Here is a 19,627-nt window from a genome sequence, read left to right on the forward strand (position 1 = left end):
CGCTGCGGTGGTCCTCACAGCCACTACGGCGCTGACCATCGGTGCCGGACCTGTCACATCGGCGCCGGGCACCGGTTCGGCCTCGGGGTCGTCGCAGGGTGGAGACTTCTACGTCCCGCCCACACCCCTTCCGGACGGCGAACCAGGCCAGATCCTGCGCAGCGAGACGTACACGCTGGCCTGGGCCGTCCCCGGGCAGCAAGGCCGGATACCCGCCGAGGCCACCCGCATCATGTACCTGAGCGCCGATACCCACGGTGAACCGGCCGCAGTCACCGGTACCTATTTGGAACCCACGCTGCCGTGGCACGGGCCGGGCCCACGCCCGCTGATCGCGGTCGCGCCGGGCACCCAGGGCCAAGGCGACCAGTGCGCACCATCGAAAACACTGGCCGAGCACATCCACTACACCTTTCCCCTCGACATCTGGGTCAGCTACGAGATGATCACCGCCTACGCGCTGCTCGCGCGCGGCATGGCCGTGATCATGACCGACTACCACGGCCTGGGCACCCCCGCCGTGCACGACTACGTCAACCGTGCCGCCGAAGCCCACGCCGTCCTCGACTCCATCCGCGCAGCCGAAGCTCTGACCGGAATCTCCCGCCCCACCGGCATCTTCGGCTACTCCCAAGGTGGTGGTGCCGCAGCAGCCGCCGCCGAACTGCAGGGCGAATACGCTCCTGAACTCGACTTGCGCGGTACGTACGCCGGAGCTCCTCCTGCGGACCTGCACGATCTCATGCTCAGCGCCCCGGCCGTCAACGGGATCATCCCCGGTGTGATCGGCGGCTTCGGAACGGGATTGCTTGGCTATGTACTCAACGGAATCGTCGCCGACCATCCCGAAACAGCCCCGATCATCGACGCCGCGACCAACCCCGCCGGCAAGCAGATGATGGCCGAGCTGGCCAACACCTGTATCGGCGAAGCCGTCTTGCGCACCATGCTGCGACCGGCAACCTGGTACACCACCGGCGGACGCACGCCCGCCCAGATCATCGACAGCTCACCGGAACTGTCGGCCATCGTCGACGAGCAGCGCATCGGCAGGCGCAAGCCCATCGCGCCGGTCCTGATCGCCGCGGGCACCAACGACGATGTCCTGACATACCCTCAGGTCCGCCGACTCGCCGTCGACTGGTGCGCACACGGCGCGACCGTGCAACTCGACACCACCGCCTGGCTACCGCCACTGTTCCCCAGCACCGCGATCGGACACCTGCTGGCATACCTACCCGCCACCTTCGCCGCCCATGACTGGCTCACCCAGCGCCTCGCCGGTGCACCTGCCCCGAGCAACTGCTCCGCACTGCCCTGATCTGCCGAAAGCCACTCGACAGCGAGCCCGACGGCCACCTAACGACGTCGACGACGTGCTCGAAGGCGCAGACCGGCGGGCTTGAGGGTGAGGGTTTCGCGCACGTCGAGGTCATATTCCGGGTCGGGTTCCAGGTCGAGCTGGTGCAGAAGTGCCGCGAGGGTGACGGTGATTTCGTGGTGCGCGAACTGGCGACCGATGCAGGCACGGGGGCCGGTGCCGAAGGGTTTGTAGACGCGGGGCGGCAGGCCGCGAATGTTGTCGGGCAGGAATCGGTCGGGGTTGAATTGATCTGCGTCGTGACCCCAGGCCGGGTCGCGGTGGGCGCCGAGGAGCAGCACCAGCACCCAGTCCTTCTCGGCGAACCGGTATCGGCCGCAGAGCGTGGTGTCGTGCTTGGCCCGGCGGAAGTATCCGGGGCCGGTCGGCCACAGTCGCAGGGTCTCGTCGATGACGCGGCGCAGACTGCGGAGCTTGGCCACGTCGTCATACCGGATATCGGGGAATTGCGCTGTGGGCCAGCGCTCGTCGAGTTCGGCGCGGACGCCGGCGGCGATGTCGGGACGGGTCGAGAGGTAATGGAGAGCGAAGGCGATGGTGTTGGCGGAGGTCTCACTGCCCGCGATGAGGAAGGTGAGGATTTGATTCCGGATGTTCACCGTGTCCAACCGCTCGCCGGTTTCCGGGTCGGCACTGTCGAGCATGAGATCGAGGATGTCGCGATACCGACGGTGTGAATCGCGTTTGCGGGCTTCGATGATGTCGTCGACGACTGCGTGAGCGTGCGCCAGATCGGCCTCGTGCCGAGCATGGTCGGCCCGACGGAAGACCTTCTCGTACAACGGAAGTACATCCGTGCGGCGGTTGGCATAGGAGAGCTCACGCACCATCGCTTCGACGAACGAACCGCTGTTCGAATCGGCCAGTGCACCGAAGGAATGCGAGAAACCCGCGCGCGCGATGATTTCGAACGTCAGCTTGTTCGTCGCCGCGGGCACGTCGATCCACTCCGGTGTCGTCGACCACAGGTCGGTCAATTCGCGGACGGTGCCGGTGATCGCGGCGTGATAGTCGGCCATCGCCGATTTGGTGAAGGCGGGAGCCAGAACGGCGTGTGCTCTGGCCCAGTTCGGTTCCGAGTTGTAGGCGGTGAACAATCCGTCACCCGCCAGTGGGCGCAGTTTCATCAACGCGTGCCCGACATGCTTCTCCCACCGCGATTCGTCGTTGACCTCCTCGACGGCCTCGACCCCGGTGACGATGACCGCGGGGTAACCGAACAACTTCTGCTCGAAGACCGGCCCCAACTCCCGCGCCTGCTCGGCGAGTCGCTGGCACGGCTTCGCGAAATCGGTGGTCAGGACGTCACCGAGCAGGGGCAGCCGAAACCGGGGATGCGGTAGCTTCTCGGAGAGCTCGGATCCGGGAATGCTTTCTCGCGCTACGAATTTCGCGAACACGTCGGGTTCCACATCGCGAGTGTAGGCGCAACTGGGTCGGCGAATGCCGAACGCAACGCTCCGGTCGATGACGCCCGGAGCGTTGCGTTTTCGCGGGCGGGGCCCGGTCGAACGGACCGACGGCCCGAGGTTGACCTGCACTGTGGTTGAGGTTGCACAGTGGCCGGATGCGGATGAATCAGATCACTATCGGTGCTACGAACCTTGGGCGGTCCGAGCAGTTTTATAGGCTGCTCGGGCTGCACCTGATCGTCAAAACCGACCACTACCTGCGTTTCCGATGCCCTGACGGTGACAGCACGTTTTCGATCGAGCTGGTCGAATCCCTGCGCGGCGGTGGGCCGATCTCCATCTACTTCGAGTCCGACGACCTCGACAACCAGTGCGCTCGGCTACGTGCTGCGGGCGTGGTGTTCGACAGTTCGCCCGTCGACACACCATGGCTGTGGCGCGAGGCATGGCTGCACGATCCGGACGGTCATCGGCTCTGCCTGTTCTATGCCGGAGCCAACCGGCTCGACCCACCATGGCGGGTCGCTGAGTCGACGTCCTGATTGCGGCCGACCCGCGGTCGATCAGGGGCGCTCGGTCACCGCGCGAGTTGTTTGCAGCGCCGACAAGCTCGCTGACTTGCAATCGGCGTCATGACACGGCACCGGGCATCTCGGCGAGACTGGCCGGGGCATCCGGGCTGGGGGCGCTCTCCACCCCTGCCTATGCCGAGGCTTCGTCGTAGGCGGCGATGATCTCGGCGGCGATGCGGCCGCGGGTGGAGACGGTGTGGCCGTTCGCGATCGCCCAGGCCCTGATGGCCGCGAGGTCGGTGCGGCGACCTGACTGGGCGGCGGGGGTCGCGGTGGCGTGTCGGCGAGTGTTGCTGGTTTTGGCGCGGCCGGTTCGCCGGGCGTACGGAACCCACTGTTCGAAGGTGTTGCGCAGTTTGGTGGCGTTGGTTTCGGACAGGTCGATCTCGTAGGTGTGTCCGTCGATGCCGAAGGTGACGGTTTCTTCGGCGGCGGATGTGCCGTCGAAGTCGTCGACGAGGGTGACAACGACCTTGCGCGCCATATGGATTCCTGTCAGTTGTGTATTCGGGTTCGGTTCGGCGATGGCCAGGGTAGTAGCACTCGGCGCGGGTCGTACATGCGGACCGTACGATCCACTTGTCTGGTTGAGGCGGACCCGTCCTCGCGGGCGGCGGCCGCGCGGAGGTTGCCGGCGAACAGCGCGCCGGCGAGCTGATGGAACCCGGTGTGCCAGGCGGCGACGGAGTGGGAGGTGGCTACCCGGGCGTGCACGGTGTTGACCAGCCCGTGCAACTGTTCGAGTCGGTCGACCACCTCGGCACCCTATCTTGAACCTCACTCAAGAAGGCGGTACGTTTCTTGAGCGGCATTCAAGAAATTGCGAGATGAGGCTGGTTCACATGGACTCCGACAACATGGCCGACGAGCTGCGCCGACTCGACACCCGAGGTCTGCTTGCCCTGTTCACCACTTTGGAAGCCCCCACGATCGCCGAAATCGACGGCGAATACGCCGCCGCTCTGCTGGCCCAGCCGAATCTGTTCGCCGTGGTGACCGGAAAGGTGGCCGTGGCCAACCCACTCGAGCCATGGCGGTGCAAGGCTTTCCGGCCTGTAGACGAGAACAGCGGGCGTGGTTACAACACCTTCGGCAGGTTCGGCCGAGTCCGGCAGCGCTACCCGATGCGCACGCTGTTGGCCCCGTCCCGCTACGACGGCGCACTGTCCTACACGCTCGTCTATCGCGCCTACACTTCGCTCTGCGGCTCGATCCACATGGTGGACGAGGTGCGGCGTGCCGCGCCGGGCGTCTACCTGGGTATCGGCACCTGGGGGTTCACCGATGCCCAGCGCCGCGTCCCCCAGCCCTTCCTGCTGACCGGCCCGATCGGCTCCTATCGAAAAGACATCGGTAGAGCCCGCCACGACTTCACCCCCGGCGCCCGCGAGCTGCCCGGCACGCCCGCCTGACACCACTCACGTCTCGGCCCTCTCCGAACGAAGGAACCATGACCGCAACTCCTCGCACCGCGCTGATCACCGGCGCGTCCGCCGGCATCGGCGCGGCGTTCGCCCACCACCTCGCCGCGAACGGTTACCAACTGCTGCTCGTCGCCCGCCGCGCCGATCGTCTCCAGGAACTCGCCACGCAGCTGACCGCACGCCATGATGTGCGCTGCGAGGTGTTCGCCGCCGACCTCACCGACAGCGCCGCACCAGCCGCGATCGTGGACTACGCCGACCGGCAGGGCTTGCCCGTCGACGTCCTGATCAACAATGCCGGTCTCTCGGGCAAGACGGCGTTCGCCGACACCCCGTGGAACGCGCTGGCCGGGGAGATCCAGTTGATGGTCACCGCCCCGACCGAACTCGCCCACCTGGTCATCCCCGGCATGAAGAAGCGCCACTGGGGTCGCATCGTCAACCTGTCGTCGGTCGCTGCCTTCGCCCCGCCTGGCGCCGGCTTGCTATACACCGGCATCAAGTCCTACGTCCTCGACACCTCGCAGGCCCTCGACATGGAACTCAAACGCCATGGCATCCACGTCACCGCCCTGTGCCCCGGCTTCACCCGCACCGAATTCCACGATGTCATGGGCACGCGCGACAAAGCCGACCATCTGCCCCGCATCCTCTGGCAGCAGCCCGACGCTGTAGTCGCCGAGGGCTGGGACGCTGTGATGAAAGGCAAGCCCGTATGTGTCCCGGGCATCGTCAACAAGATCTCCGCCGCCGCCATGAAGCCCCTGCCCGTCCGCCTGGGCTACTTCCTCGGAAAGACCTTGAACCCCTTCAAGAACAGCTGAAGCCGACCCGGGCCACCGCCCGGATCGGTGCGCCGTCGGCCCCGCGCAGCGGCAGCGGAAACAACGAAACCTCGATCGATGCGCCTGCCGCCTGAGCGTTCGACAGCTCGTCGAGTGCGGTGAGGTTCTCGGCGATCACGGCGTGCGCACCGCACAGGATCCGGTGTGCGGGCAGGTCCAGGTCGTCGGTCCCGGACGGGTCGATGCTCGGCGCGTCGATGCCGATGGTCCGGATTCCCTTGTCCACCAGCAGTTGTGCGGCTTCCGGGTGCAGGTATGGGTGGGTGAAGTAGTCCGGGGTGCCCCATCGCGACGACCAACCGGTGGCGATCAGCACGACCGTGCCGGGTGGCAGGTCGACGTCGAACAGTGCCGGTCCGATCGCGGTGTGGGCGGGAACCGATCGCGCATCCACGATCCAGGCTGGTCCGACGAAGCGCTCGAGGGGCAGTTGGTCCAAGGTCGGCAGACTGTCGTCCAGATGAGCGGGCGCGTCGACGTGCGTCCCGGATTGCGACCCGAGATGCACGCGCAGCACGTTCACCCCGTCGGTGGCGGCACGCAACGCCGGTTCCAGCAAAACTTCCGGATCGCCCGGGAACACCGGCATGCCGGTGTGGATCGGCCGGGTCAGATCGATCAGGCGCACCACGTCAGCATACGAGAGCCGTCGACCGTGCTGCGGCCGCTGTGCTGTCCCCGCGCGAAAACCGTTGGTGTTGTGTGCTATTCGACCGATAGCCTGGATGAGACCCGCCGAGTAGCTCAGGGGAGGAGCGAAACTATGTGGGACTGGGGGAAATCTGTCGCCGAGCACGCGGCCGCCACCGCGTGGACCACCTGGCCACCGCCGGAAAAGCCACCGACCGTCGTCGACCCACCGCCGGGTCACGCGCGCCGATCATGTCGAGTGGTGCGCAAGCGGGCCGAGGTGGTGGGGCCCACAGCGGAATGCCTCGCAGCCCGACCGGACGGCCTCGGTCACTTAGGTCGGAGCAGACCGTCGATCCATTGATCGATGGGAGACGCGTGGTTGGATCGGGCCGCTGCGGGTAACGGCCTGGTAGATCTCGGCATCTTCCCGGGAATATGCGGAGATCGAGAACGCGCCGGTTCAGTGAACGAGCCGGCGCGTTCGCCCGTCGGGGCCGTGTAGGTCATCGGCTCCGCCGACGAGTGGCTCGCTCGGCGGCACCGAGGAATTTGGGTTGTCGAGTCGAATCAATCAGTAGCGCAGCTGGTTTGGTGCGCGCGGATCGTCAGGCGCGAACCGGTGGAATGGTCATCGCCTCCGGTCGCACTCAACCCCTTCGACGACATCTCCGGAGACCATGCCGGAGCTGCAGATCCACCGTGCGCCGTCGTCAGGGCGTGTCACCACGAATTCGCCGTCGATCGGACCTTCGGTGGGTGCGTCCTCGCCCACGGTGCAGCCGGTGCCGGCGATGTCGGGGAAGTTCGGCTCGACCGTGGTGCACGTGTAGGACCACACCGATTCGGCGGCGGCTGTCGGCGCGCCGAGCAGCAGCGTGCCCGCCACGACGACCAACGCGGGTAGGAGCGTGCGGGCGATGCGAAGGCTTGTCATGAGATCTCCTTGTTCTGTTCCGTGGAAGGACGAATCGGTCGTCCACCCGGATCGGCTGACAGCGTGGCGCGCCGGGAATCCGGGTGGGCCATCAGGAGAAATGCGAAATGCCATCGAACGATAACGCGGCGGGCTGGGCATTCAGGGGCGACACGCGTGCTCAACAGACCATCAGATCCGCGGTCGGCCGCAGGCCCTCGACACTGCCGGGGGTGATCACAGCGAGGTCGTATGCGTGCCCGGCCGTGACCTGCCACTGTCCACCGGCCAGCGGCACGACCGCGACGCCGGGCACCGGTCCCGAGGTCCAGTCCAGTCGGCCGGCGATGGTCTGGATGTCGGTACGGTGCAATGCCTTTGCGATCGCGTCGGGATCGGTGGGATCGTCGGCGGCGCGCAGCGCGTGGACGGCGACCTCGAACAGGGCGTAGGCCAGGCCGAGGGGCTGCAACCACGGCCGTCCGGTGCGCTGGGTGTAGGCGTCGGCGAGTTCGGCGGCGATGGTGCCGTCGAGGGAGGACCGGTAGGGGTGCACAGGCGTCCAGTAGGCCAGGGTGCCCACGTTGTCCTGGCCTGCCTCGACGCCGGAGCAGGTGGAGGGTGGGTAGGCGAGCCAACGGGAGCAGGTGATCAGGCGCGGGTGCCAACCGAAGTCGGTTGCCCTGCTTCGGAACAGGGTGAGGTCGCGGGTGGTGGCCGCGCTGGTCACCAGCTCGACACCGCTGTCCCGGAAAGCGCGCAGGTGGGTGTCGAAGTCGGTGGCGGGCTCGTGATAGCCCGTCGGGTCGACCAGTCGGTGACCACGTCCTCGTGCGACGGGGGCGAAACCGTGGACGTGGTGGCGCGACCAGTTGCCCTGGGGGCCGTCGTTCCACAGGCAGCCGACCGCCGGGCCGTCGGGCGCCGCGCGCTCCCAGAGGTCGGCGAACACCTCGGCGATGTCGTCGAGACCCCAGCAGAAATGGAACGCCCGCTTCAACAGCCGATCGCCCCGGCCGTAGTAGTACACCTGCCAGGGGAAGGTGCTGGAAACGCAGACGCTGCCGAGGCTGTCGCACGTGTCGGCGACCACCGGCAGAACCTGGGTTCCGGCCAGGGTGAGCACGATGCGCGCCCGCTCGTCCCGGACGAGTTCGGTGACCGCCTGGCGAGCACCGTCGGCGGTCGACTTGCTGTCGCGGCCGACGATCCGCAGTCGGGTGCCGCGGGGCGCCAGCCGGTGCAGGTGAGGGGCGAGCTCCGCGAGGGCGAAGTCGAGTGGGTCGCCCAGGCTGGAAAGCCGGCCCGAGCGCGCGACGACCACCCCGATGGTCAGAACCGGTCGGCCTGCTTCGATGCGGGGGAGAGGTGCCTCGCTGCGGGCGGTGGGGCCTGCGTCCATGACATCTCCTGTCGATGGCGGATGCGAGTGGAATGAACCGTGCGAGACGAGCGCTCGTATCTGCCGAAGGATCGCATACCGAGTCGAAGAATCGGCGCAGCCCGACGTGTCGATCGGGTGGTTTCGTGTGTTCAGGTCCGGACGGGCACCGCGTCGCGCACGCGCGCGGTGGCGCTGCGGGTGCCGATGATCGAGCCGATGATGACGAGCGGGAAGCCGATCGCCATGCCGATCGTCAACGGCTCGCCGAGTGCCGCGATGCCGAGGACGATCGCCACCGCCGGATTGATGTAGGTGACCACGGTGGCCCGGGCTGGACCGACCTCGGCGATGAGCGCGAAGAACACGAGAAACGCGGCGGCCGTGCAGATCACGGCGAGCCCGAGCACCGACCAGGCCGCATCGGCGGGGATGTGTTCGGGCCAGGACACCGCGGTGAACGGGGTGTAGACCAGGGCCGCGAGCAGCAGCGACGCCGTGACCACGCCGAGTGCGGGCAGATCGGCGAGCGTGCGGTCGTAGATGATCGGGCCGATGGCGTAGCCGATGGTCACCACGGCCACCGCGCCCAGCGCCGCCGGTGCGGTGAGGTCGATGTCGAGACCGACCAGCGCCGCGACGCCGGCGAAGCCGACGGCGAGGCCGAGCGTGCGGCGGCCGTCGAAGTGGTCGTGGCCGAGCATCGTCACCAGAACGACGGCGATCAGCGGCACCGCGGCGAGCAGGATGCCGACGGTGGAGCTGTGCAGGGTCTGTTCGGCGTAGCCGAGCAGAACCCACGGGCCGATGATCTCGACGGCGGTGTAGGCGAGCAGCATCCGCCAGCGAGCGAGGACGCCGCGAAAGGCGTTGGTGTACAGGGCGATCGGTAAAAGAAGCAGGCCACCGATCGCGGTGCGGCCGAACGCGACGACCACCGGGTCGATGCTCTCGACCGCGATGCGGATCATCGCGTACGACACACCCCAGATCACTCCGAGGGCGAGGAACAGGACCCACCCGCGCCTACTCACCCGGCTCACCCACCATTTCCGATCCCGTGGGGAGCACGGCGCTCACCCATTTTCATCCTATGATTTCGGCGGTCCGGGCCTTACGCTAGTGGCTGATATGACAACTTTCGTCAATATTCCGCCAGTTCGCCTAGGCCGCAACAGGTTCCGGGGCCGCCGGAGACTCCGCCCGCGACCTGGTGGCCACCAGCAAGACCGCCAGCCCGGTCACCGCGAAGCCGACACCGACCCAGAGCGGTGAGACCCAGCCGAACCCGGCACTGATCGCCAGGCCCGACAGCCATACGCCCAGGAAGTTGCCGACATTGAAGGCGGCGATATTCGCCGAGGATGCGAGCGTCGGTGCGGCGCCCGCGTGCTCGAGCACCCGCATCTGCAGGCCGGGCGTCGCGCCGAAGCCGAAGAAGCCCATGGCGGGCAGCAACAGCAGCGCCGCGATCTTGCTGTCGGCCAGCAGCGCGAAGGCGGCGAGTGAGGTCGCGAGCGCGAGGGTGAGTCCGAGCAGCGTGCGGGTCAGCGCGCGGTCGGCCCAGCGGCCGCCGAACAGATTGCCGAGGAACAGGCCGACACCGAACAGCACGAGCAGCCACGGCACCAGTCCGTCGGAGAAGCCGGTGACGCGGGTGAGCAGTGGCTCGATGTACATGAAGGCGCCGAACATGCCACCGAACACCAGCACGGTCATGACCAGCGAATACCAGACCTGCGTGTTGCGGAACACCGACAGCTCGGCCCGCAGGTCCGGACGCGCGGCAGTCGCGGGTGAGTCGGGCACGAGCGCGGTGATCCCGGCGAGGGCTAGCAGACCGACGACGGTGATCACGGCGAAGGTCGCGCGCCAACCCCACTGCTGGCCGATGAACGTGCCCAGCGGAACACCGAGGACATTGGCGATGGTGAGGCCGCCGAACATGATCGAGATGGCGCCGGCCTTCTTCTCCGGGGCCACGAGCGAGGCGGCGAGCACGGCGCCGATACCGAAGAAGGCGCCGTGTGCGAGCGCGGCCAGGACGCGGCCGCCGAGCAGGGCGGTATAGCCGGGCGCGAGCGCCGAGGCCGCGTTGCCGACCGTGAACAGCACCATGAGCAGCTGCAATGCCCGCTTCGGTTGCCAGCGATTGACCACCGGCGTGAGCGCGAGGGCGCCGACGACGACGGCGAGCGCGTAGCCGGAAATGAGATATCCGGCCGTCGGCACCGAGACGCCGAGGTCGGCGGCGACCGGCGAGAGCAGCCCGGCGATGACGAACTCGGTGAGTCCGATGCCGAAGCCCCCGAGCGCGAGAGCGATGAGGCCAAGTGGCATGTGAACGCTTCCTTTCACCAAAAGCCGATAACCAGCGTGTGCAACTAACTGCATGCGACGATAGTTGCACACGCGCTCTATTGCAACCGCCAGCTATACTCGTCACATGGGTATTGCTGATGACGCCGTCGAGGTGCGGGCGACCGGCTGGCGCACCCTCGCCGCGCTGCACGGACACATCGAGAGCGCACTCGAGCGCGAGCTGGTGCGCGAGCACGAACTCTCGGTCGTCGAATACACCGTGCTCGACGCCCTGGCCCGCCAGGACGGCTGGCACATGCGGATCTCCCAGCTGGCTCGCGCCGCCGCGCTGTCGGCGAGCGCGACAACGCGATTGGTGAACCGGCTCGAGGATCGGGGCTTCCTCGTCCGGGTGCTGTGCGCCGACGATCGCCGCGGCATCTACACCGAGCTCACCGAAACCGGAAGGGCCGCTTACGAAAAGGCGCGCCCGACACACGATCGCATCCTCGAACAGGCACTCGCCGACGCCGAGGCGATCCCCGAACTCGCGCCGCTGGTGGGCTTTCTACACGGTGTTCCGGCACCGCGCTGAGCACGAGAACGCTTTGGTCCCTGGTAGCCATTACTTTGTGGCCGTGGACCCTTCGACCATGGCACCATCGGTGCCCATGTCGTCCTCCATGAGTACCGCTGAACTGGCCGACCGCACCGCGCGGGCCGTCGATGCCGCCGTCGCCGCCGGCCGCGCACAGGGGCTCACCGTGACCGACCCCGCTGTCCTGCACGACGTGTTCTCCGTGGTGGTGCACCTCGCCCCCGCGCCGGTCGTGGTGCGGGTACCGACGGTGGTCACCCTCCCCGTCCACGAGCAGTACCTGCGCCAGCGCATCGAACTCGATGTGGTGTCGTGGCTGGCCACCCGGCAAATCCCCGTGATCCCGCCGAGCCCGCTGGTCCCGGCCGAACCCGTACGCCGCGACGGCTTCTCGATGACGTTCTGGCAGTACGTCGACCAGGACCCCGACGTCGAACCCGACTACGTGCACAACTCCGCCCGGGTCGCCGACCTGCACCTCGCCCTGCGCGACTATCCCGGCGACCTGCCGTTCCTCGCCGCCGCCGAACCACACACCATCACCACGAGCCTGACCGTGCTCGCCGAGCGCCCCGACCTCCTCGCCCCGGCTGACCTGGACCGAGTCCGCCGCGAATGGGCACTGCTGGAACCCCTGGTCTCCTCGCGCACCGCGTTCGACGCCGAGTTCCCCGGCATCACGTCGCAGCCCATCCATGGCGACGCGCCCGCGGTCAATATCGTCACCACCCGCACCGGCCATCTCTACGCCGACTTCGAACTCGCCTGCCTCGGCCCCATCGAATGGGATCTGGCCGCCATGGGCCCCGAGGGGGCCGCCGCCTACGACGCCGCCGCCAGGGCCAACGGAACACGTCCGCTCGACCCGCGCGTCGCACAGTTCGCCGAGGCGGTAGGCATGGTCCGTGCCATCACCTGCCTCACCCTGGTCGACCAGCAGCCCATCCTCGCCGACGCGCTCGCGCCCGCTCTCGACGTCTGGCGAAAGCAACCGTTCGCGAACGGGCTGTGCCCTGGTCGTGGATGAGAGTGAATGACCTTGCGCGCCAGCGGAATTCCTGATGGTCGTGGCCTTCATCAGCCTGGTCGGGTGGGAGCGATGGAGTTCGGTGGTGTCGGGTCGGATTTCGCGGGTCCGGCTGAGGGTGGGGGTGTGGGGGCAGCGATCCTCGGGTTTCGTACCGGGGAGGGACAGGGCTTGGACCTTCGCGTCGCGGCGGCGCCGGCGGTCACCGTGGTGATCGGTTTCGGAGATGCCGGGTTCGTCGTCGACGATGCCGTGGGCCGGCAGAGGTTGACCGGACTCGTCGCCGGACCTGCGCTCGAGGCGATGCGTGTTCGTAGCGAGCGAGCCGAGTGCATCGAGATTCGCTTGTCGCCGGTGCGCGCCTATTCGCTCTTGGGTGTCAGCCCGCGCGATCTGGGTCGAGGCGTGCAGGAGTGGGAGGAACTGTGGGGTGAACCGGCTCGGCGTCTGCGGGCTGAACTGTCCGCTGCCTCGGACTGGGATGAGCGCTTTGCCCTGACGAAATCCTTTCTGACACGGAGTGATCTGCGCCGCGAACCGGACTCGGAGGTGATCGCCTGTTGGAACGACATACTCGCCGCCCGGGGGCAGGTACGCGTCGCCGACCTCGCCCGGTCGTGCGGGTGGAGCCGCAAACGTCTCTGGTCGAGGTTCGAGTCGCAGATCGGCTTGACGCCCAAACGTGCGGCGATGCTGGTCCGATTCCGGTGTGCGGTAGACGGTTTGCTGGCGCGTCGGTCCGCCGCCGAGGTCGCAGCGGAAGGAGGCTACGCGGATCAGGCGCATCTGCACCGGGATGTATCCATTTTCGCAGGCAGCACACCTGGCGTGCTCGCCACGCGGTATCTGCCCGATATCGCGCGCTACCGCCACCGGGCGTGGGGAACATTTTCTCAATACTCGACGGTTCCGCTCGGCCGATAGTGGTGTTCGCCTCAGCCGAGGCGACGACCACGAGAGGACATATGCCGTGAGTGATTTCTTCGATCCCGACGAACTACAGGCCGCACTCGATACCGTGCATCGCGCCGGAGTGCCGGGAGTGTTCGCCGAAGCGCGTGCCGGTGAGCGGATCTGGCGCGGCGCTGCCGGGGTCGCCGACCTCGCCACCGGCCGGCCGGTCACGGCCGATATGCGACATCGTGTCGGCAGCATCACCAAGACGTTCACCGCCGCGGCCGTGCTGCAGCTGGTCGAAGCCGGCGAGATCGGGCTCGATACGCCGATCGGCCACTATCTGCCGGATCTGGTCCCGGGTGAGCGCGGCGCCGCGATCACGGTCGAGATGCTGATCAACCACACCAGTGGTCTCGCCGAATACCTCCCACACGCCTACCCGTCGCTGGCCGCGTTCCCCGATCTGGCGAGGACGACACCGGAAAGCTTGGACGACAACAGGTTCAGCAAGTTCAGCTGGGACGAGCTGATCGGGTTGGGCGTCGCCGCACCCGCGGTCGGTGTCCCCGGCAAGCCGCCAGGGGTGTACTCGAACACCAATTACCTGCTGCTGTGTCGGCTGATGGAGGCGGTCACGGCGACTTCGGCGGAGAAATTCATCACCCGAAATGTCATCGAACGTGCCGGTCTGCGCCATACCGAACTGCCCGCGGGGCCCGAGATCGACGGGCCGCATTCCCAGCATTACGAATCTTGGTTCGGCATGATCGACCCGCCGCGCGACTACAGCGTTTACGACATGTCGTGGGTAGGCCCGTCGGCTTCCCTGATCTCGACCGTCGCCGACCTCAACCGGTTCTTCGATCTGCTCCTCGCCGGTGAGATCATCAGCCGCGCGATGCTGGAACGGATGCAGCGCACCGTCGCGGTGATCTCCTTCGAAGGCAAGACCGTCGACTACGGGCTCGGACTGCACCGGATGGAAATTCCCGGCTGTGGGACTTTCTGGGGTCACGACGGCTCGGTCTGGGGTGGCGGCGCCATCACCCTGACCAGCGCCGACCGAACCCGCCAAGCCTCCCTCGCGCTGAATCTCCAGCGCTGGAATACTTTGGCGCCGTCTGGTCGCCCGCAACCGCATGCGATCGATGCTGCTCTCGATGCTCTCCTGCGAACACTGACCGGCGGTCGCCCCGGTCCGTCACCGCGCTGACAGTGCGCAGGTTCCCCGGAACCGGACCCACGACACCCGGGAATCATCCGGCTCAGGTGTACCGGGAATTCAGCGGCTCATGCCGAGTAGGCCGAGGGCGAAGTCGGCGTAGGCGGTAGCGATCTGCTCAGGGGTGGACGGGCCGTCGAGGCGGAACCATTGTGGGAGGGCGGTGCACATTGTCGCGATCGCGCGTCCGGCGGCTTTCGCCTGGTCGGTGGCGCGGTTGTCCTCGGCGAGGGCGGCGTCGATGTCTTCGTCGAGCAGGTATTGGATCATGTTGCGGGAGTGAGTAATGCGCTGTCGATTGGCAGGATCGAGGCTTCGCATCTCACTGGCGCCGATGAAGGCGAGTTCGCGGCGATGGGTGTGGAACAGCGCGAGCGCCTCGACTGTGCGGATCAGCCGGTCGCGACCGGTGGCTGCCTCGCTCCGGGCGGCGCCGACGCGCCAGTGCAGCTCGTCCATGGTGAGGTCGAGGGCCCGCACCAGCAGGTCCTGTTTGTCGCGGTAGTGGTGGTAGACGCCGGGCACGCTCATGCCGGCCCGGTGCGCGATCGACCGCATGGTCGCGCCGTGGTAGCCGGTTTCCACGAAGGATTCGATCGCGGCGGTGAGCACGGGATCGATGTCGAGCGGCGGGAACTCACGCCATGCGCGGGTCGTCTCGGTGATCGGCTCGGTGACGGCGCCGCGCGGACGCTGTGTGGTCACCGGGTTTCGTGACTCGTCGAGCAGCCACTGCGTCGTGGTGCCGAGTTCGGTGGCCAGTCGGCGGAGCCGGGGTACCGAGACGCCCGTCTTGCCGGTCTCCACGGCACTGAGCGTGGCCGGGCTGACCCCGATGCGGCGCGCGGTCTCCCGCAACGACAGCCCTGCCGCGACTCTCGCTTCTCGCAGCCGCGCACCCAGATTTGTCGGTCCGTTGTCGAGCGTGTACATGGTGTTCAGAATAGCTGAACATAACACGAGGCCGAAAAGCGCAGTTGTTGACAGGTACTGACGGACATGTCAGTGTGCTGAGTGTCCGACGCCGAACGATCGTTCGGTCTGGGAGCGAGGAGTGGTTTCGTGGCGATCGATCTGTCCTATCCGCCCGAGGTGCAGCGGCTGGCCGACCGCACCCGCGGGTTCGTTCGCGATCGGGTGCTGCCGTTCGAGGACGCGCACGACGGCGACATCACTGCCGCGGGCGGCGACGCACTGCGCAAGGATCTGCAACACGCCGCACGCGAGGCCGGTGTGTTCGCACCGCACGCACCGACCGAATACGGCGGGCACGGACTGGGAATGGTGAACCGCGCACCGATCTTCGAGGAAGCGGGCTACTCGCTGTTCGGCCCGACGGCACTGAACATCGCGGCCCCCGACGAGGGCAATGTGCACATGCTCGCCCACATCGCCGATCCCGAGCAGAAGCAACAGTTCCTCGCTCCGCTGGCACGCGGCGAGGTCCGCTCTGCCTTCGCGATGACCGAACCCGCTCCCGGTGCGGGCTCGGACCCCTCCGCGCTGACCACCCGCGCCGTGCGCGCCGAGGGCGGGTGGCGGATCAACGGTCACAAGTGGTTCATCACCGGCGCCGACGGCGCGGGCTTCCTCATCATCATGGCCCGCACCTCGGGTGAACCCGGAGATCGCGGTGGCGCGACCATGTTCCTCGCCCCGGCCGAGACCCCGGGAATCCGAGTGGGCCGCCATATCGACACCCTGGACCGGTCGATGCTCGGCGGCCATTGCGAGGTGTTCTTCGACGACGTGCTCGTCCCCGACTCGGCTGTGCTCGGGGCGGTCGACCGGGGCTTCGAATACGCCCAGGTGCGGCTGGGGCCTGCCCGCATGACTCACGTGATGCGCTGGCTCGGAGCTGCCCGCCGTGGTCACGACGTCGCCGTGGCGCGGGTGGCCGAGCGCCGCGGATTCGGTTCGCGGCTCGGCGATCTCGGCATGATCCAGCAGATGATCGCCGACAACGAGATCGACATCGCCGCTACGCGGGCACTGCTGACCCGCGCATGCTGGGAACTCGACCTCGGCGAACCCGCCGCGAACGCGACGTCGATCGCGAAAACCTATGCGGCCGAGGCGATCTTCCGGATCATCGATCGCAGCATGCAGATGTGCGGTGGCCTCGGCGTCTCCGCCGACCTGCCGCTGGCTCGGCTCTCCCGCGAGGTCCGGCCGTTCCGGATCTACGACGGTCCGTCCGAGGTGCACCGCTGGGCCATCGCCAAACGCGCGGTGAGCGCGGCCCGTCGCGCACAGCAGGACATGAAATGAGCCTTCCCGGAATGGATGTCGTCGCACTGGAGAAGTTCCTGCGCGACAGTGGGGTCGCGGTGCGCGGTGAGCTGCGGGTGGCATTGATCGGCGGTGGCCGCTCGAACCTGACCTTCGAGGTCGCCGACGACGAGTCGACCTGGGTGGTGCGCCGTCCGCCCGTCGCCGGGCTCACCCCCTCCGCCCACGACATGGCCCGCGAATTCACCGTGACCCGGGCGCTCGAGGGCTCGGCGGTGCCGGTCGCGAAGACCGTCGCATTCGATGCGCAGGGCACCGCGCTCGGCGCCCCTATGACCGTGGTCGAATACGTCGACGGAACGGTGATCCGCGACCAGGACGACCTCGCCGCCCTCACCGACGCCCAGGTGGCGGCGAGCGCGGCCGAGCTGGTGCGCGTGCTGGCCCGATTGCACGAAATCGACCCGGACGCGGTGGGTCTCGGCACGTTCGGACGTCCCACGGGTTTCGTCCAACGGCAGGTGAATCTGTGGGCGTCCCAATGGGATCGGGTGAAGACCCGTGAGCTCGCCGATGTCGCGGCGCTGCACGCGGCGCTGGCGGAATCAGTGCCGAACGCCTCCGCGGCCTCGATCGTGCACGGCGACTTCCGGATCGACAACACGATTCTGGACGCGGCCGATCCGGGCCGGGTGCGTGCCGTCGTGGACTGGGAGATGTCGACACTGGGGGATCCGCTCACCGATGTCGCGCTGATGTGTGTGTACCGCTCACCGGTGTTCGACCTGGTTCTCGGCTCCTCGGCCGCGTGGGCCAGCGATCGGATGCCCACCGCCGACGCTCTCGCACAGACCTACGCGACGGCCTCCGGCCGAGACCTGGGCGACTGGGGGTTCTACCTCGCGCTCGCCAACTTCAAACTCGGCGTGATCGGCGAGGGCATCACTCACCGCGCGCTCCAGGGCTCGGGCGCCGGAGCAGGCGCCGAACGCGCGGCCGAGGCGACGCCGGAATTCATGGCGGCCGGGCTGCGGGCGATGAAAGGACACCGGAAATGACCAGGTCCGCACTCATCAGCGGCGCCTCCCGGGGTATCGGCCTCGGCATCGCGAAACACCTGGCGCAGCAGGGCTATTCGCTGACCATCACCGCGCGCGACGTCGACCGCCTGCACGCAGTCGCCGCGGAACTGCGTGCGGACGGCGCGGCGGAAGTGGTCGTTGCCGCTGCCGATATGTCCGACGAGGAGGGCGTCGCGCGCGTGCTCGGCACGCACACGGATCGATTCGCGACGATGTCGGCACTGATCCTGAACGCGGGTGTCGGTACCGCGGGCCCGCTGGCCGAATCGTCGATGCGGCGCTTCGACAAGACCATGGAAGTCAACGTCCGCGCTCCCATCCAGCTGATCCAGGGCGCACTGCCGCTGTTGCGCGCCGGAGCCCGGGAAAACCCCGGTCGCGGTGCGAAAGTCATTGCGCTGTCATCGATCACCGGTGTCTACGCCGAGGCCGGGCTCGCCGTCTACGGCGCGGCAAAAGCGGCGCTGATCTCACTGCTGGCCACGCTCAACGCCGAAGAATCCGGGAACGGAGTCACCGCCACCGCCATCGCACCCGCCTACGTCGACACCGAGATGAGCGCCTGGATCCACGATCGGGTTCCCCCTGAGCAGATGCTCGCCGTGAACGACATCGTCGAGATGGTCGACGCGCTGCTGCGATTGTCCGCCCGCGCAGTGGTGCCGACGATCGTCATGTCCCGCGCGGGCACCGACGGCTACCGGGCCTGACCGCGCTGTCGCGACTAGACTTCGGCCCTTTCATCAGCTCCACCAAGCTGGAGAAGCTGTCCGCCGCGTGTCCCGCGTTCATGCCGCGCCGGAACAGAGCGGCTACGGCCGCTGGGAGTGTGGTGTCGACGCCCGCGTCGGCGTTGGTGTGCAGGACGTGCTCGACGCTTGCCATGCCCATGGCGAGGCGGTCCACGTCGCCAGGATGTTCTCCGGCGTCGATGCGTTCGGCGTAGAAGGAAAGAAAGTCCGGCAGTCCGGTCATGGTCTCGGTGGCATACGGGAGGACGTCGGTTGCCGTGAGCCCGTTGGCGTCCGCAAGTGCTACGACCTGCCAGTAACTGAGCGCGGATGTCCAGAACATCATCATGCCGATCTGGTACAGAAGTGCCGCCAGGCCGGGGTCCTCACCCCGGTAGTCGGTGCCGGTCAGGACTTCGAGGGTGGATCGGTGTGCCTGGAAGGCCCGGTGCGAACCGCTGTAGAAGGTGGACGACCCCGGTTGTCCGATACCGGAGGGCGAGGCGTTGACGCCACCGGTGAGGTGGACCCCACCGCGTTCGGACACCCATCGTGCTCCGGCGCGGGTCTTCTCCGGGGTGTCGGAGCTGAGGTTGACGATGACGCGGCCGGCCAGTGCGTGGGCGACCGGTTCGAGCACGGTGTACATCGCGTCGTAATCGGTGAGGCTCAGGACGACCAGCTCGTTGGCGGTGACGGCGTCTTCGGCGGAGTTCGCGAGTACGGCGCCACGCGCGACGAGGGCGTCAGCACGGGACGGAGTGCGGTTCCAGACGGTGACGTGGTGTCCCTCGTCGAGGAAGGCCTGGACCATTGCCTGCCCCATGGGGCCGAGTCCGATGACGGTTACGGACTGCTTGCTCTTCATCGAAAAGACCTCCGTCGGTGCGCATCACTAGGCGATTAAAACGAACGTTCTAGCCAGACTGAACCTACCACGGCTCTAAAACGAACGCTCTATCCAGTAGGGTGGATG

Annotated in this window: 20 protein-coding genes; 11 read left to right on the forward strand and 9 right to left on the reverse strand. The window is 67.4% G+C overall.

Going from position 1 to position 19,627, the window contains the following annotated elements:
• Positions 1 to 7 precede the first annotated feature (7 nt).
• Positions 8 to 1,321 carry a lipase family protein gene (locus ACWEVR_RS17840; protein ID WP_452467817.1) on the forward strand — a complete coding sequence of 438 codons (1,314 nt, stop codon included), beginning with the start codon at positions 8 to 10 and terminating at the stop codon, positions 1,319 to 1,321.
• A gap of 38 nt (positions 1,322 to 1,359) precedes the next feature.
• Here the strand turns inward: ACWEVR_RS17840 and ACWEVR_RS17845 are convergent, their stop codons facing one another.
• A complete protein-coding gene (locus tag ACWEVR_RS17845) occupies positions 1,360 to 2,793 on the reverse strand; it encodes a cytochrome P450 (protein WP_452467818.1) in 1,434 nt (477 codons plus the stop codon).
• A 161-nt stretch (positions 2,794 to 2,954) separates the two neighbouring features.
• Here ACWEVR_RS17845 and ACWEVR_RS17850 point away from each other — a divergent pair, with 161 nt between their 5' ends.
• Positions 2,955 to 3,335 carry a VOC family protein gene (locus tag ACWEVR_RS17850; RefSeq protein WP_452467819.1) on the forward strand — a complete coding sequence of 127 codons (381 nt, stop codon included), beginning with the start codon at positions 2,955 to 2,957 and terminating at the stop codon, positions 3,333 to 3,335.
• 160 nt (positions 3,336 to 3,495) lie between these two features.
• Here the strand turns inward: ACWEVR_RS17850 and ACWEVR_RS17855 are convergent, their stop codons facing one another.
• Positions 3,496 to 3,849: a histone-like nucleoid-structuring protein Lsr2 gene (locus ACWEVR_RS17855; protein ID WP_452467820.1), complete on the reverse strand. Its 354-nt coding sequence runs from the start codon at positions 3,847 to 3,849 to the stop codon at positions 3,496 to 3,498.
• A gap of 358 nt (positions 3,850 to 4,207) precedes the next feature.
• Here ACWEVR_RS17855 and ACWEVR_RS17860 point away from each other — a divergent pair, with 358 nt between their 5' ends.
• Together ACWEVR_RS17860 and ACWEVR_RS17865 are read left to right on the forward strand one after the other, a co-directional pair.
• Positions 4,208 to 4,777, forward strand: coding sequence for a hypothetical protein (locus ACWEVR_RS17860; RefSeq protein ID WP_452467821.1), 570 nt, complete (start codon positions 4,208 to 4,210; stop codon positions 4,775 to 4,777).
• Between the two features lie 38 nt (positions 4,778 to 4,815).
• Positions 4,816 to 5,613 carry an SDR family NAD(P)-dependent oxidoreductase gene (locus ACWEVR_RS17865; RefSeq protein ID WP_452467822.1) on the forward strand — a complete coding sequence of 266 codons (798 nt, stop codon included), beginning with the start codon at positions 4,816 to 4,818 and terminating at the stop codon, positions 5,611 to 5,613.
• Here the strand turns inward: ACWEVR_RS17865 and ACWEVR_RS17870 are convergent.
• The 5 genes from ACWEVR_RS17870 to ACWEVR_RS17890 form a co-directional block, all read right to left on the reverse strand.
• Positions 5,600 to 6,262, reverse strand: a complete 663-nt coding sequence (locus tag ACWEVR_RS17870) for a cyclase family protein (RefSeq protein ID WP_452467823.1) — start codon at positions 6,260 to 6,262, stop codon at positions 5,600 to 5,602. The genes ACWEVR_RS17865 and ACWEVR_RS17870 overlap by 14 nt on opposite strands.
• A gap of 633 nt (positions 6,263 to 6,895) precedes the next feature.
• Positions 6,896 to 7,201: a hypothetical protein gene (locus tag ACWEVR_RS17875; RefSeq protein ID WP_452467824.1), complete on the reverse strand. Its 306-nt coding sequence runs from the start codon at positions 7,199 to 7,201 to the stop codon at positions 6,896 to 6,898.
• Between the two features lie 160 nt (positions 7,202 to 7,361).
• The gene (locus ACWEVR_RS17880) at positions 7,362 to 8,582 is read right to left on the reverse strand and encodes an ABC transporter substrate-binding protein (protein ID WP_452467825.1); all 1,221 of its coding nucleotides are present in this window, start codon (positions 8,580 to 8,582) and stop codon (positions 7,362 to 7,364) included.
• Positions 8,583 to 8,713: 131 nt separating this feature from the next.
• Positions 8,714 to 9,595 (reverse strand): DMT family transporter, encoded by an 882-nt coding sequence (locus ACWEVR_RS17885; RefSeq protein ID WP_452467826.1) that lies wholly within the window; start codon positions 9,593 to 9,595, stop codon positions 8,714 to 8,716.
• A gap of 130 nt (positions 9,596 to 9,725) precedes the next feature.
• Complete coding sequence (locus ACWEVR_RS17890; protein WP_452467827.1) at positions 9,726 to 10,901, reverse strand: MFS transporter; 1,176 nt, start codon at positions 10,899 to 10,901, stop codon at positions 9,726 to 9,728.
• A gap of 106 nt (positions 10,902 to 11,007) precedes the next feature.
• On the opposite strand from ACWEVR_RS17890, the gene ACWEVR_RS17895 reads away from it, so the two are divergent.
• From ACWEVR_RS17895 to ACWEVR_RS17910, 4 genes are all read left to right on the forward strand, one after another.
• Entirely contained in the window at positions 11,008 to 11,457 is a 450-nt protein-coding gene (locus ACWEVR_RS17895) for a MarR family winged helix-turn-helix transcriptional regulator (RefSeq protein ID WP_452467828.1), read from the forward strand.
• A gap of 88 nt (positions 11,458 to 11,545) precedes the next feature.
• The gene (locus ACWEVR_RS17900) at positions 11,546 to 12,487 is read left to right on the forward strand and encodes a phosphotransferase family protein (RefSeq protein WP_452467829.1); all 942 of its coding nucleotides are present in this window, start codon (positions 11,546 to 11,548) and stop codon (positions 12,485 to 12,487) included.
• 126 nt (positions 12,488 to 12,613) lie between these two features.
• Positions 12,614 to 13,411: a helix-turn-helix domain-containing protein gene (locus tag ACWEVR_RS17905; protein WP_452467830.1), complete on the forward strand. Its 798-nt coding sequence runs from the start codon at positions 12,614 to 12,616 to the stop codon at positions 13,409 to 13,411.
• Positions 13,412 to 13,457: 46 nt separating this feature from the next.
• Positions 13,458 to 14,597: a serine hydrolase domain-containing protein gene (locus tag ACWEVR_RS17910; protein WP_452467831.1), complete on the forward strand. Its 1,140-nt coding sequence runs from the start codon at positions 13,458 to 13,460 to the stop codon at positions 14,595 to 14,597.
• Between the two features lie 69 nt (positions 14,598 to 14,666).
• On the opposite strand, the gene ACWEVR_RS17915 is transcribed toward ACWEVR_RS17910, so the two are convergent.
• Positions 14,667 to 15,539: a TetR family transcriptional regulator gene (locus tag ACWEVR_RS17915; RefSeq protein ID WP_452467832.1), complete on the reverse strand. Its 873-nt coding sequence runs from the start codon at positions 15,537 to 15,539 to the stop codon at positions 14,667 to 14,669.
• A 129-nt stretch (positions 15,540 to 15,668) separates the two neighbouring features.
• Here ACWEVR_RS17915 and ACWEVR_RS17920 point away from each other — a divergent pair, with 129 nt between their 5' ends.
• From ACWEVR_RS17920 to ACWEVR_RS17930, 3 genes are read left to right on the forward strand one after another with little or no spacing between them, the layout of a single operon-like run.
• Positions 15,669 to 16,877: an acyl-CoA dehydrogenase family protein gene (locus ACWEVR_RS17920; RefSeq protein ID WP_452467833.1), complete on the forward strand. Its 1,209-nt coding sequence runs from the start codon at positions 15,669 to 15,671 to the stop codon at positions 16,875 to 16,877.
• A gap of 11 nt (positions 16,878 to 16,888) precedes the next feature.
• Positions 16,889 to 17,896: a phosphotransferase family protein gene (locus ACWEVR_RS17925; protein ID WP_452467896.1), complete on the forward strand. Its 1,008-nt coding sequence runs from the start codon at positions 16,889 to 16,891 to the stop codon at positions 17,894 to 17,896.
• The gene (locus ACWEVR_RS17930) at positions 17,893 to 18,630 is read left to right on the forward strand and encodes an SDR family NAD(P)-dependent oxidoreductase (protein ID WP_452467834.1); all 738 of its coding nucleotides are present in this window, start codon (positions 17,893 to 17,895) and stop codon (positions 18,628 to 18,630) included. Before ACWEVR_RS17925 ends, ACWEVR_RS17930 begins: the two co-directional genes overlap by 4 nt.
• On the opposite strand, the gene ACWEVR_RS17935 is transcribed toward ACWEVR_RS17930, so the two are convergent.
• The gene (locus ACWEVR_RS17935) at positions 18,593 to 19,519 is read right to left on the reverse strand and encodes an NAD(P)-dependent oxidoreductase (RefSeq protein WP_452467835.1); all 927 of its coding nucleotides are present in this window, start codon (positions 19,517 to 19,519) and stop codon (positions 18,593 to 18,595) included. The genes ACWEVR_RS17930 and ACWEVR_RS17935 overlap by 38 nt on opposite strands.
• Between the last annotated feature and the right edge of the window lie 108 nt (positions 19,520 to 19,627).

Source organism: Nocardia sp. NPDC003979, assembly GCF_053605015.1.